Annotated in this window: 11 protein-coding genes; 9 read left to right on the plus strand and 2 right to left on the minus strand. The window is 68.9% G+C overall.

The genetic code is table 11. The features are described from left to right. Positions 1-25: 25 nt before the first annotated feature. Positions 26-1,078 carry a linear amide C-N hydrolase gene (locus tag C1930_RS09155; RefSeq protein WP_108757708.1) on the plus strand — a complete coding sequence of 351 codons (1,053 nt, stop codon included), beginning with the start codon at positions 26-28 and terminating at the stop codon, positions 1,076-1,078. Here the strand turns inward: C1930_RS09155 and C1930_RS09160 are convergent. Continuing rightward, positions 1,075-1,875 carry a DUF6491 family protein gene (locus C1930_RS09160; protein ID WP_108771546.1) on the minus strand — a complete coding sequence of 267 codons (801 nt, stop codon included), beginning with the start codon at positions 1,873-1,875 and terminating at the stop codon, positions 1,075-1,077. The genes C1930_RS09155 and C1930_RS09160 overlap by 4 nt on opposite strands. Before the next feature lie 91 nt (positions 1,876-1,966). On the opposite strand from C1930_RS09160, the gene C1930_RS09165 reads away from it, so the two are divergent. The 6 genes from C1930_RS09165 to thrC all read left to right on the plus strand — a co-directional run bounded on the left by C1930_RS09165 (position 1,967) and on the right by thrC (position 9,085). Then, complete coding sequence (locus C1930_RS09165) at positions 1,967-2,665, plus strand: AraC family transcriptional regulator (protein ID WP_108756047.1); 699 nt, start codon at positions 1,967-1,969, stop codon at positions 2,663-2,665. Positions 2,666-3,045: 380 nt separating this feature from the next. Then, positions 3,046-3,996 carry a DMT family transporter gene (locus tag C1930_RS09170; RefSeq protein ID WP_108772572.1) on the plus strand — a complete coding sequence of 317 codons (951 nt, stop codon included), beginning with the start codon at positions 3,046-3,048 and terminating at the stop codon, positions 3,994-3,996. 138 nt (positions 3,997-4,134) lie between these two features. Then, positions 4,135-4,269 (plus strand): hypothetical protein, encoded by a 135-nt coding sequence (locus C1930_RS20610; protein ID WP_267895964.1) that lies wholly within the window; start codon positions 4,135-4,137, stop codon positions 4,267-4,269. An 84-nt stretch (positions 4,270-4,353) separates the two neighbouring features. Next, positions 4,354-6,858, plus strand: a complete 2,505-nt coding sequence (gene thrA / locus C1930_RS09175) for a bifunctional aspartate kinase/homoserine dehydrogenase I (protein ID WP_108756048.1) — start codon at positions 4,354-4,356, stop codon at positions 6,856-6,858. Next, entirely contained in the window at positions 6,855-7,769 is a 915-nt protein-coding gene (locus tag C1930_RS09180) for a homoserine kinase (RefSeq protein WP_108771547.1), read from the plus strand. The genes thrA and C1930_RS09180 overlap by 4 nt, the downstream gene beginning before the upstream one ends. A 29-nt stretch (positions 7,770-7,798) precedes the next feature. Continuing rightward, complete coding sequence (gene thrC / locus C1930_RS09185) at positions 7,799-9,085, plus strand: threonine synthase (protein WP_108771548.1); 1,287 nt, start codon at positions 7,799-7,801, stop codon at positions 9,083-9,085. 79 nt (positions 9,086-9,164) lie between these two features. Here thrC and C1930_RS09190 read toward each other — a convergent pair whose 3' ends face one another. Then, the gene (locus C1930_RS09190; RefSeq protein ID WP_108752940.1) at positions 9,165-9,917 is read right to left on the minus strand and encodes a helix-turn-helix domain-containing protein; all 753 of its coding nucleotides are present in this window, start codon (positions 9,915-9,917) and stop codon (positions 9,165-9,167) included. 139 nt (positions 9,918-10,056) lie between these two features. On the opposite strand from C1930_RS09190, the gene hisS reads away from it, so the two are divergent. Beyond that, positions 10,057-11,451, plus strand: coding sequence for a histidine--tRNA ligase (gene hisS, locus C1930_RS09195; protein ID WP_108756052.1), 1,395 nt, complete (start codon positions 10,057-10,059; stop codon positions 11,449-11,451). 478 nt (positions 11,452-11,929) lie between these two features. Beyond that, complete coding sequence (locus C1930_RS09200; protein ID WP_108757710.1) at positions 11,930-12,238, plus strand: YerC/YecD family TrpR-related protein; 309 nt, start codon at positions 11,930-11,932, stop codon at positions 12,236-12,238. Positions 12,239-12,272 lie beyond the last annotated feature (34 nt).

Raw genomic sequence — 12,272 nt, forward strand, 5'->3', positions numbered from 1 at the left:
TGATCCCCGGGGAATGGAGCACGACATGGCGCGCATGAAGTGGCAGGGCAGGGCGATGCTGGCAATGGCGCTGGCAGCGGCGGTTTCACCGGCACTGGCGTGTACGCGCGCGGTGTACCTGGGCGACAACGGTGATGTGATCACCGCGCGCTCCATGGACTGGAAGGTGGATGTGGCCACCAACCTGTACGTGCTGCCACGGGGGATTGAACGCAATGGCCAGGCCGGGCCGAAGTCGATTGCCTGGAAGGCGCGCTACGGCAGCGTGGTGGCGACCGGCTACGACGTGTCCACCACCGACGGCATGAACGAAAAGGGCCTGGTGGCCAACCTGCTGTGGCTGGTGGAATCGGAATACCCCAAGAGCCGCAGCAACAAGCCGGGCCTGGCCATTTCGCTGTGGGCACAGTACGTGCTGGACAACTTTGCGACCGTGCAGGAAGCAGTGGCCGCGCTGGAGCGCGAGCCGTATTCCATCGTGACCGACAAGGTGCCCGGCGAAGATCGCCAGGCCACGTTGCACCTGTCCCTGTCCGATGCCAGCGGTGACAGCGCCATCGTCGAGTACATCGGCGGACGCCAGGTGATCCACCACGACCGCCGCTACCAGGTGATGACCAACTCACCCATCTTCGATGAGCAGCTGGCTCTGAACGCGTACTGGAAGCAGATCGGCGGCACCGTGATGCTGCCCGGAACCAATCGTTCGGCCGACCGCTTCGCGCGTGCCTCGTTCTACATCAATGCCATTCCCAAGGCAGAAGACCCGGTGGTGGCGCTGGCCAGTGTGTTCAGCGTGATCCGCAATGCATCGGTGCCCTACGGCATCACCACGCCGGGCGAGCCCAACATTTCGTCCACCCGCTGGCGCACGGTGGCCGACCACAAGCGGCGCCTGTATTTCTTCGAGTCGGCGCTCACGCCCAATACGTTCTGGGTGGACCTGAACAAGATCGACTTCGCCGGGCCAGTGCTGAAGCTGGACCTGGGCCCGGACCAGCGCAACACCTTCGCCGGTGATGCGCTGTCCCATTTCCAGCCCAGCAAGCCATTCGCGTTCCTGGGTACCGACGGCTAGGGCGCGGCGGGGCCTTTGCTGTCGCTCGGGTAGACGGCCAGGATGTCGCAGCCCGGGCGTGCGAAGCGCGGGCCGTAGGAGCGGGCATCGTTCTCGATGCCCGACGGCTGCAGCACGATGCGATCGCGCGGGTTGCCGCAGATCAGCCCGTTCTGGAACCCGGACTGGAAATCGACCTCGGTGGCGCCGGCCAGGATCGAGCAGCTGCTAGCCAGTTCAACCGTGTAATAGCGGTGGCCACCGTTGCGGCGCGGGTTGGTTTCCACCACCACGCCTTCGGGGGTTTCGCTCCAGCCACGCACGTGGCGGGTGGCAAAGCAGACGGCCGATGAGGTCTGGAAGGTGTGTCGGCCGCGATCATCGGCGCGCTGCGGTCCGCCCTTGGCCGTCACCGTGACCGTAGGCAGGGTATCGGCGAACTGGCGGCTGCTTTCGCGCGCGGTGAGGGCGAAGGTACGGTTGTCGATGGGCGTGACTGCGCTTACTGCGCAACGGCGGCCATCGACCACCACCTGTTCGCCCGGTGTGCCGCAGGCCCAGCCCTGCGGCGCTTCCAGACGCAGTGCTTCGGCCTGGTTCACGCCGGGGCAGGCAGCGCTGAAGTCGATGCGGAAGGCGCGGTCGCGGCCATCGCGCACGGCGATGGACCCGGCGGCATCCTGTTCGACCTGCTGCACGCTGCGGGCATCCACGCAGTGCGGCGCGGGCGGCGTACGCGCGTCCTGCGCGCGCAGGGAAGACAGCGGCTGGCTGGCCAGAAGCAGCGCCAGGGCGATCGGCAGCAGACGTTCCTTCATCGTGCGATCCCGGTGTGTGTGGATGGCGCCGACCTTAGCACGGGCCGATGACAGCATTGCAGCCGCCCGGCGGCACGCGCACACTGCGCCGATGGGCGCGATCTTCCACCTGCGGCACTACGGCCAGGCCACCGGCCTGGACCGGCACGACTACGCGCAGTGGGTGCTGCCGCTGCAGGGCGAACTGCAGTTCGAGATGGAAGGGCACGGCGGCCGGCTGGACCTGCTGCAGGGTGCCTTCGTGGCCGCTGGCGAGGCGCATGACCAGATGGCGCAGGGCCCGAACGGTTTCGTGATCGTCGATTGCGGCCCGGGTGTACTGGACGATGCCACCCAGGAGCACCTGTGCCGGCAACGCTGGCTGCACCTGCCGCAGCGCCTGCGCCAGCGGCTGGCCCATGTGCAGGCGGGGCAGACGGTGCCGGAACTGCTGCCGGACCTGTTGCATGCCTTCGCCCCGGCCGGCAGTGGTGCTCGGTTGCAGGGCCTGTGCGCGGCGGTGCAGCGCGAACCGGGCCAGCACTGGCCGGTGGCGCGCATGGCGGGGTTTGTCGGGGTGAGTGAAAGCCGCCTGCATGCGCTGTTCCTGGGGGAATTCGGGGTCAGCCCGCAGGCCTGGTTGAGTGCCAACCGGTTGCGCTGGGCCAAGCACCAGCTGTTGACCAGTACCGCGCCGATCAGCCAGATCGCGCTGGCCGCCGGTTATTCGGAGCAGAGCGCGCTGACCCGTGCGCTGCGCCGGGAAACCGGGATGACCCCGGCCGCGTGGCGGCGCGGTGAGGTGCCCTGACACTTGCTGTGAAACGCCATGACACGGGCGGCGTTGGGCCGCGGCGATACGCCATGACACGGGTGGGGTGGGGCTGCGGCGAATTGCCCTGACTCGGGCGGCATGGCCTTGTGGCGGAACGACCGGACTCGGGCGGCGAACGGCTTTGGTAGCGTCGAGCTTGCTCGACGGCTCTTGCTGGAACGCCGTCGAGCAAGCTCGACGCTACGACGAGCGGGGGCAACAGCCGTCGAGCAAGCTCGACGCTACGAGAAGCGGGGGCAACCGCCGGCGGGCGGGGCAAGTGCCGCCGCGACGGGCTGGGGCAGTAGCCTCGGTCAAGACGCGCGCGGCGGCGGCGCCTACACTGCGCGGCCTGTCCTTCCCCCGACGATGTGTTCATGCGCAACAACCCGATGGCCCTGGGCATCGCCAATGGCGTTGCCGCCGGCGCGCTGTGGGGCGTGGTCTTCCTCGCCCCCGCCGTGCTGGGTACGTTCAACGCGCTGCAGCTGTCGGCCGGGCGCTATCTGGTCTACGGCCTGATTGCCCTGGTGCTGCTGCTGCCGCGCTGGAAGCGGCTGGCACCGAAACTGGGCCGCGCCGAATGGCGGGGCCTGCTCTGGCTCAGCCTGGCCGGCAACCTGGTGTACTTCCTGCTGCTGGCTACCGCCGTGCAGTGGGCCGGTGGTGCGGCGGCCTCGCTCATCGTCGGGCTGATTCCAGTGGTGGTGACCCTGGTGGGTGTGCGTGAGCAGGGTGCGGTGCCGTTGAAACAGTTGTTGCCAGCGCTGGGGCTGTGCGTGCTCGGGGTTACCCTGGTGGGCTGGGAGGCGCTGATGTCCGAACACCTGGCCACGCCGTGGCGGCAGCGCGTGCTGGGCCTGGTGTGTGCGTTTGGTGCGCTGTTCTCCTGGGCGGTGTATTCGGTGGGTAACAGCCGCTGGCTGGCGCGGCGGCCCGATCTTTCCAGCCATGACTGGTCCATGCTGACCGGCGTGACCACCGGCGGCCTGGCCCTGTTGCTTGTGCCGATGGCGTTCACCGGCCAGAGCGCGGCGCACAGCCCGGCACAGTGGACGTTGTTCTGGAGCATCAGTGCCGGCGTGGCGGTGTTTGCCTCGCTGATCGGCAATGCCTTCTGGAACCGCGCCAGCCGCCTGCTGCCGCTCACCCTGACCGGGCAGATGATTGTGTTCGAAACGCTGTTCGCGCTGCTGTACGCGTTCGCCTGGCAATGGCGCTGGCCGACCCTGCTGGAGGCGCTGGCCATCGTCTGCCTGGTGGCCGGGGTGCTGCTGTGCGCGCACGCACACCGTGCGCCGCGCGCGATCGCCGAACATGCCGGCTGATTGCGCGCTGTGTGCGCCCTGATCGCCGCTTCGTCACAGATGCAACCAAATGACGGCACGTTGGCAGATGATCGCCGCAGGAATATTTTGCGCTGCAACACTTGACAGCGCCCCGGCGCACGGTGTTTTCTGTGCGCCATGGTCCTCGATGCCGCCCTTGCCAGCCTGATCGCCCCCGCTACTGCGGGCCGCTCGACTGCGCCGGTCGCCATTACCACCATTACCACCACCACCGTCACCACTGCCCTGGTGCGGCCCGTCGTCTTCGTGTAACTCCCGAAAACCACGGCCCCGCACCATCCAGGTGGCGGGGAAACTCGACACCTGCATGCGACGGGGCCTCCCAATGAGGTCTGCATGTCCGCCAACGCCCCCGCCCATTCCGCTGCCCATCTCGATCTGGCCGCGCCTTCCACTGTCGTGCACAAGTTCGGCGGCACGTCGGTGGCCGATGCCGAGCGCTATCGCCACGTAGCGGGTCTGCTGCTGGCCCGCCCCGAAGCACTGCAGGTCACCGTGGTGTCGGCCATGAAGGGCGTGACCGATGCGCTGATCGAACTGGCCCAGTTGGCCGCGCGCGGCGACGCGGGCTGGCGCGATGCCTGGCATGCGGTGCGTGCGCGGCACCGCGGCGCGGCCGTGGCGCTGCTGGGCGAGCAGGTGGGCGAGACGGTGGAGTGGATCGACGCGCGCTTTGACCAGTTGGCCGACGTGCTGGCCGCGCTGGCGGTGATCGGCGAACTGCCGCGCGAGGTGCTGGACCGCGTGCAGGGCCTGGGCGAAGTGTTTTCCGCGCAGTTGCTGGGCAGCCACCTGCGGGCGCTGGGCGAGGACTGCGCGGTGCTGGATGCGCGCGACGTGCTGGTGGTCGGTCACGGCGAACTGGGCGTGGACGTGGACTGGGAAGCCAGCGCCGACCGGCTGGCCAACTGGCGGCTGCAGCACCCGCAGGCGCGGGTGGTGGCCACCGGTTTCGTGGCACGTGACCGCCAGGATCGCATCACCACGCTGGGCCGCAACGGCAGCGACTATTCCGGCGCGATCTTCGCCGCCTTGTTCAACGCCGATGAGCTGCATATCTGGACGGATGTGGACGGCGTACTGTCGGCCGACCCACGGCTGGTGCCCGAGGCGGTGCAGCTGGAAGCGCTGAGCTACGACGAAGCCTGCGAACTGGCTTACTTCGGCGCCAAGGTGGTGCACCCGCAGACGATGTCGCCTGCCATCCGCCTGGGCATGCCGATCATCATCCGCAACACCTTCCAGCCGCTGCATCCGGGCACGCGCATCAGTGCCGAGCGTTCGCCGCGTGGGCCGGTGAAGGGGCTGACGCTCAGCCCCGGCCTGGCCCTGCTGAACCTGGAAGGCACCGGTCTGATGGGCGTGCCGGGTACCGCCGAGCGCGTGTTCTCCGCGCTGCGCCAGGCCCATGTATCGGTGGTGATGATCTCGCAGGGGTCTTCGGAACATTCGATCTGCTGCGTGGTGCGCGGCGCCGAGGCCGCGCGTGGCCGCGAGGCGCTGCTGCAGGCGTTTGCCCATGAACTGTCGGTGGGCCAGGTGCAGCGGGTGCAGGTGAGCGACGAGGTGAGCGTGCTGGCTGCGGTGGGTGACGGCATGGCCGGCCAGCCGGGCGTGGCCGCGCGCCTGTTCGAGGCGCTGGGTCGCGCGCAGGTGAACATCCTGGCCATCGCCCAGGGCTCGTCCGAGCGCAATATCTCGGTGGCCGTGTCCAGCGCCGATGCGCCGCGTGCGTTGCGTGCCGCGCATGCCGGGTTCTGGCTGTCGCCGCAGACCTTCGCGGTGGGCGTGATCGGTCCGGGCAACGTGGGTGCAGCCTTGCTGGACCAGCTGTTGGCCGCGCGCCCGCAGCTGCTGGCCAAGGCCAATGTCGATCTGCGGGTGCGTGCGCTGGCTTCGCGGTCGCGCATGCGCCTGGAAGCGGAGGTGCTGCATGCTGACTGGCGCGCCGCGCTGCAGGAAAACGGCCAGGCCAGTGATCTGGATGCCTTCACCGAACACCTGCTGGCCGCGCACCTGCCGCATGCGGTGGTGATCGACTGCAGCGGCAGTGCCGAGGTGGCCGAGCGCTATGCCGACTGGCTGGCCGCTGGCATCCACGTGGTGACCCCGAACAAACAGGCCGGGGCCGGACCGTTGGCACGCTACCAGCGCATCCGTGCGGCGGCCGCGGCCAGCGGCGCGCGCTTCCGTTATGAAGCCACGGTGGGCGCGGGTCTTCCGGTCATCACCACGCTGCGCGACCTGGTGGACACCGGCGATGAAGTGCTGGCCATCGAAGGCATCTTCTCCGGCACGCTGGCCTGGCTGTTCAACCGTTTCGACGGCAGCCAGCCGTTCTCGGAACTGGTGGCGCAGGCGCGTGCGATGGGCTACACCGAACCGGACCCGCGCGATGACCTGTCCGGCGTGGACGTGGCGCGCAAGCTGGTGATCCTGGCCCGCGAGGCCGGGCACGCACTCAGCCTGGAACAGGTGCAGGTGGAAAGCCTGGTGCCGGCGGCACTGCGCGCGGGCAGCGTGGACGAATTCATGGCGCGGCTGGGCGACTCGGATGCAGAACTGCTGGCCCGTCTGCAGGCCGCGCGCGAGCGTGGCGCCGTGCTGCGCTATGTGGCGCGGCTGGGCGCCGATGGTGCGTCGGTGGGCCTGCAGGAGCTGCCGGCCGAGCACGCCTTTGCCAACCTGCGGCTGACCGACAACGTGGTGCAGTTCCGTACCCGCCGTTACTGCGACAACCCGCTGGTGGTGCAGGGCCCGGGCGCTGGGCCGGAAGTGACCGCCGCCGGTGTGTTTGCCGACCTGCTGCGGGTGGCTGCCGGTGAAGGAGCGCGGCTGTGATCGCACGTGCATTCGCGCCGGGCTCGGTGGCCAACGTGGCCGTGGGCTTCGATATCCTCGGCCACGCCATCGCCGGGGTGGGCGATACGGTAACCGTGCGCCGCATCGCCGACCCGCTGGTGCGCATCGATGCGGTCCGCGGCAGCGAGGTGGCATTGCCGTTGGACGCAGCCGGCAACACCGCCGGCGCTGCGCTGATGTCGCTGCGTGAAGCGTTGGGCCTGGACTTCGGCTTCGCCATTGAAATCGACAAGGGCATTCCGTTCGGCTCGGGCATGGGCGGTTCGGCGGCCTCGTGCGTGGCTGCATTGGTGGCGGCCAACGCGTTGCTGGATTCGCCGCTGCCACGCGCAGCGCTGTACCCGCATGCGCTGGATGGCGAAGCGGTGGCCAGTGGCGGCCGCCACGGCGACAACGTGGGCCCGCTGCTGCTGGGCGGGCTGGCGCTGTGCACCGCCGACCGCTTGGTGCCGGTGCCGGTGCCGGCCAGTTGGCACAGCCTGCTGGTACACCCGCAGGCCGTGTTGGAAACGCGGCGCGCACGGCAGGCGCTGCAGGGCAGCTATGCCCTGGGCGAGTTCGTTGCGCAGAGTGCCAACCTGGCCCTGGTACTGAGCGGCTGCCATCGCAGTGATCCGGAGCTGGTGCGGGCCGGCCTGCGCGATGTACTGGTGGAGCCGCGGCGCGCCGGCCTGATCGCCGGCTTCGATGCCGCCAAGGAGGCGGCACTGGCGGCGGGGGCGATGGGCGCCGGCATTTCCGGTGCCGGCCCCAGCGTGTTCGCCTGGTTCGACGATGCCGACCGCGCGCGGGCCGCGGCGGCGCCGGTGCGTGCCGCGTTCGCGGCTGCCGGCCTGGACAGCGAGGCCTGGGTCTCGCCGCTGGATGCCCCGGGAGCCCACCTGTGCTGAATCCTTCCCCCCTTCTGGAAACCGACGTGATGCATTTCGTATCGACCCGCGGCCGATCACCGGCCGTTGGCCTGAGTGCGGCCATCGCCGCTGGGCTGGCCCCCGATGGCGGCCTGTACGTGCCCGAGCGCCTGCCGTCACCGCGTGTGCTGCAGGCCGGCGCAACCCTGGCCGACACCGCAGCGGATCTGCTGGCGCCGTTCTTCGCCGGCGATGCACTGGCCGACGCGCTGCCTGCGATCTGCCGGCAGGCCTTCGATTTCCCCGTGCCGCTGCGTGCGCTGGGCAACGGCGACCATGTGCTGGAGCTGTTCCATGGGCCCACGGCTGCGTTCAAGGACATCGGTGCACGCTTCCTGGCCGGTGCGTTGTCGCGCCTGCAGGCCGGCAAGGACCGCGATCTGACCATCGTGGTGGCAACGTCCGGCGACACCGGTGCGGCCGTGGCCGCGGCCTTCCACCAGCAGCCGGGCGTGCGGGTGGTGGTGCTGTATCCCGACGGCCGCGTATCGCCGCGCCAGGCGCATCAGCTGGGCTGCTTCGGTGACAACATCCAGGCGCTGCGCGTGGCCGGCTCGTTCGATGACTGCCAGGCCATGGCCAAGCAGGCGCTGGCCGACACCGCGCTGCAGGCGCAGGTGCCGCTCAGTTCGGCCAACAGCATCAGTCTGGGCCGTCTGCTGCCGCAGATGAGCTACTACGCGCATGCCGCGCTGGTGCACCACGCGCAGAGCGGGCGCCGTCTGAACCTGGTGGTGCCGACCGGCAACCTGGGCAATGCGATGGCGGCGGTGCTGGCGCGCGCGTTGGGTGTGCCGATCGGGCAGATCGTGCTGGCCACCAACGCCAATGCAGTGTTGCCGGCTTACTTCAACGGCGGCGATTACCAGCCGCAGTCCAGCGTGGCCACCGTGGCCAACGCCATGGATGTTGGCGCGCCCAGCAATTTCGAGCGCCTGCGTTGGCTGTACAACGACGATGACGCCGAACTGCGTGCGGCGTTCCGTGCGTTCAGCGTGGACGATGTGACGATCCGCGCGACCATTGCCAGCGAACACGCCAGCCATGGCGAACTGTTCTGCCCGCATACGGCCACGGCAGTGAAGGTGCTGCGCGATCTGCGCGTGCGTGGTGCCAAGGGTGACTGGGCGGTGGTGGCCACGGCGCACCCGGCCAAGTTCGAGGCGGTGGTGGAGCCGTTGATCGGCGAAGCGGTGGCGGTGCCGCCGGCGCTGGATGCGCTGCTGCAGCGCCCGGCGCATGCCGAGCCGTTGCCGGCCGACTACAACGCGTTGCGCGAGGTGTTGTTGCGTTGATCAAGCGCCGCCGGGCATGGCCCGGCGCTACCGAAGGTCGGCGAAGGGGGTAGCGCCGGGCCATGCCCGGCGGCCGCGGTCACATCAACCCGTCGCCGGCCAGCGCACGCAGGCCGTCTTCGTCCTGGATCTCCACCACGTTCAGATGGGGCAGGGCGATCAGGCCCTGCTGGCGCAGCTTGGTGAAGGTGCGGCTGACCGTTTCCATGGTCAGACCCAGATGATCGGCAATATCGCCGCGGCCCATTGGCAGCTGCACGCGCAGGCCATCGCCGCCCAGACGGGCCTCGCGCGCGGCCAGGCGCAGCAGGAAATCGGCCAGCTTCTCTGCCGGTTGCAGGCGGGCCAGGGCCAGCGCCGCGTCCTGCGCGGCGTCCAGTTCCTGGCAGGCGCGCTGCAGCAGCTTGCGTTCCAGATGCGGGTAGCGCCCGCGCAGGGCGCGCATCTGCGGCATCGCCACCCGGCACACGCGACTGTCGGCAATGGCTTCGATATCGTAGCGGTGGTGGTCGCTGCCACTCAGGCCCAGGTAATCGCCGGGCAGCACGAAGCCGCTGATCTGGCGGCGGCCATCGGCCAGGGTGCGCACCAGGCGCAGTGCACCGGCAGTCAATGTATAGACATGCAGGCGTTCTTCACCGCTGCGGGCCAGCGTGCTGCCCACGGCCACCTGCTGCGACACCGTGACCTGTTCCAGCGCCTGCACCTCGTCGGGCGACAGCGCCGAGCACACCGCCAGATGCCGCACCGAGCAGTGCAGGCAGTCCAGCGTGGTGCAGGACGGTGCAGCGGAAGAGGGATCAGCGGGCAGGGCGCCGTCGGGCCGGGACATGGTGCAGGGGCAGATCGCGGGCGGGGAGGGCCTTATGATACTTCATGCGGCCAGACGGCCCCTGATCGGCGCCTGAGCGATGCGGGGCGCTAGAATGTCGCCCCCTCCCACGTTCCCGTTCCTGCAGGAGTTCTGCCCCGTGATCAAGCCCCGTACCCCGCCCGGCACCCTTGAACTGCTGCCGCGCGAGCAGATTGCGTTCCAGCGCATGCTGGACGTCATCCGCCGCAACTACGAGCGCTTCGGGTTCCTGCCGGTGGAAACCCCGGTGTTCGAGCTGTCCGATGTGCTGCTGACCAAGTCCGGCGGCGAAACCGAGCGCCAGGTGTACTTCGTGCAGTCCACCGGTGCGCTGGCCAATGCGGCCGAATCGGGCGACCGTTCGCTGCCGGAAATGGCGCTGCGCTTCGACCTGACCGTGCCGCTGGCCCGCTACGTGGCCGAGCACGAACACGAACTGACCTTCCCGTTCCGCCGCTACCAGATGCAGCGCGTGTACCGCGGTGAACGTGCCCAGCGTGGCCGTTTCCGCGAGTTCTACCAGTGCGACATCGATGTGATCGGCAAGGACAGCCTGAGCGTGCGCTACGACGCCGAAGTGCTGGCGGTCATCCATGCGGTGTTCTCGGAACTGCGCATCGGCGATTTCAGCATCCAGTTGAACAACCGCAAGCTGATGCGCGGCTTCTTCGAAAGCCTGGGCGTGGCCGAGGGCGAGCGCCAGCTGGCGGTGCTGCGCGAAGTGGACAAGCTGGACAAACGTGGCCCCGACTACGTGCGCGAGACGCTGGTGGGCGAGGGCTTCGGGATTCCGGCCGAACAGGTCGAGAAGATCCTGGCGTTCGTGGCCGTGCGTTCGCAGGGCCATGCCGATGCGCTGGCCCAGCTGGCGGTGCTGGAAGCCAATGCCGCATCGTCGGACACCCTGCGCGCCGGCGTGGCCGAGCTGCGCGAAGTGCTGCAGCTGGTGCAGGCGCTGGGCGTGCCGGAAAGCGCGTACTGCCTGAACTTCTCCATCGCCCGCGGCCTGGATTACTACACCGGCACCGTGTACGAAACCACGCTGACCGACCACCCGCAGATCGGCTCGATCTGCTCGGGCGGCCGCTACGAAGACCTGGCCAGCCACTACAGCAAGTCCAAGCTGCCGGGCGTGGGCATTTCCATCGGCCTGTCGCGCCTGTTCTGGCAGCTGCGCGAAGCCGGCCTGATCGACGGCATCGAAGCCAGCAGCGTGCAGGCGCTGGTGGCGCTGATGGACGAGCAGGGCATGGCGCAGTCGCTGGACATCGCCCGCCGCCTGCGCAGCGGTGGCATCAACACCGAAGTGCAGATGGAGCCGAAGAAGATCGGCAAGCAGTTCCAGTACGCGGCCAAGGCCGGCATCCGCTTCGTGGTGCTGGCGGGCGAGGACGAACTGGCGCGCGGCGTGGTGGCGGTGAAGGACCTGGTGCGCGAGCAGCAGTTCGAAGTCTCCCGCGACGAACTGGCCAGCACCCTGCAGGTTGAGCTGGAGCAGTCGAAGGTGATGTAACGGCCGGTTGGCCGCACGCCGACACGCCAGCAAACGCCCACCACCCGGTGGGCGTTTTTGTTTCCGGGCCGCGTTCCGGGGTCAGAGCCGTTTTCCTTCAGAGAACGGATCCGACCCCTCGCCGTTCCAACAGCTCGCAGGAAACTGTCGAAGGCGGGGTGGGTCCGGTGGCAGGGGTGTCCGCGGCATGGATGCCGCGGCCAAGCCCCCATGGGTGAGGGCGCTTTGCTTGCGAAGCACTGCTTCGCAAGCGCCCGAACGCACAGCCGCCAGCGGCTGGGCCGGACTGGGGGTTTACGGCGTCCCCTGCCACCGGACCCACCCCGCCACCCCCCAGTACCCCAGCTTCTGCCGTTGCTCCAGCCTCTGCGGGTGCAGGGCGCAGCCCTGCCCACAACCCCCCCCCAGAATTGACGCACTGCGCAAGAATGCGTTAATGTACTAACGCGCTATTACATTGATGCACGAAATCTACCCCGTGAAAGCCCGCCCCGACATTGCCGCCAAAGACCCGCAGGCCGACCTGGACGCCCTGGCCCAGGCCTTTGCCGCCCTGCGCGCCCCCGAAGAGGTGGCAGCCTTCCTGCGTGACCTGTGCACCCCCGCCGAACTGGAAGCCATGGCCGACCGCTGGAAGGTGGTGCCGCTGCTGCAGCAGGGCGTGCCCTACCGCGAGATCCACGAACGCACCGGGGTCAGCGTGACCACCACCGGACGCGTCGCGCGCACGCTCGAGCATGGCCATCGAGGCTATGCCGCCGCCATCGACCGCCTTGCTTCGCGCTGATCCGCGCCCCGTTCCGAACTTCGAGACCTCCCCC

The sequence above is a fragment of the Stenotrophomonas sp. SAU14A_NAIMI4_8 genome, assembly GCF_003086695.1.
In the GTDB taxonomy this organism is placed as follows: Bacteria; Pseudomonadota; Gammaproteobacteria; order Xanthomonadales; family Xanthomonadaceae; genus Stenotrophomonas.